The sequence below is a fragment of the Vibrio sp. 10N.261.52.A1 genome, from assembly GCF_002876325.1.
GTDB classification, from domain to species: Bacteria; Pseudomonadota; Gammaproteobacteria; order Enterobacterales; family Vibrionaceae; genus Vibrio; species Vibrio chagasii.
Genome location: NZ_MCYD01000291.1, coordinates 1 through 766, shown reverse-complemented (window position 1 = coordinate 766; position 766 = coordinate 1). Strand labels below are relative to the sequence as shown.

Genomic DNA, 766 nt, shown 5'->3' with positions numbered 1-766 from the left:
TATAAAAACTTATGGTGAGAGCTACATGAGTTTACCTCCATTGGAAAAGAGAATGCCTTATGATATCAGAACTTTCAAAGTTGAAAGTCATGAAAGGGCAGAGCTTTTATTAGACTCGGCATTAAATTTTGATGATCAATTATTTTATTTGAATGGAAAAAAAAGAATAATAGTTTACAAGTTAAGAGAGTATCTTCGTAACCAAGGTGTTATGTTTGCAATTAAAAAAATATTAATGAAGGTGGTAAAGTGAAAGTAATAGGCTACACAACAGGCGTTTTTGATATGTTTCACATTGGTCATTTAAACTTATTGAGAAGAGCTAAGTTAGAATGTGATTATTTGATCGTGGGAGTAACAACTGATGAGCTAAGTGCTTCACACAAAGGAAAGAATCCTATTATTAGTTTCGATGAACGAATGGAGATTGTCAATGCAATTGAATTTGTTGACGAAGTTGTTCCACAAATCAATTATGATAAATTTGAAGCTTGGGAGAAGATAAAATTTAATAAAATGTTTGTAGGTGACGATTGGAAAGGAACTAGCAAATGGAAAAATATAGAAGAACGTTTCAAGCCTAAAAATGTAGAAATAGTTTATTTCCAGTATACTTCTAAAACATCAAGCACCAAACTAAGAAGTGCATTAGAAAAGATAGGTTCTGAATAATTCAATGAAAATATTAACGATTAGCTTATTAAAAGATGGTGACAGAAGATCTAGATTTCTTGAGCAATTTCAGAGTGAAGGTATAAGTTTTAGT

At 30.8% G+C, this 766-nt stretch carries 2 protein-coding genes; both read left to right on the top strand.

What is annotated here, in order from left to right:
• Positions 1–253, top strand: a 253-nt coding sequence (locus BCT81_RS03605) for a hypothetical protein (protein ID WP_206748001.1), incomplete at its 5' end; no start/stop codon positions are given.
• Positions 250–672, top strand: a complete 423-nt coding sequence (locus BCT81_RS03600; RefSeq protein ID WP_102423257.1) for an adenylyltransferase/cytidyltransferase family protein — start codon at positions 250–252, stop codon at positions 670–672. The genes BCT81_RS03605 and BCT81_RS03600, both read left to right, overlap by 4 nt.
• Positions 673–766 lie beyond the last annotated feature (94 nt).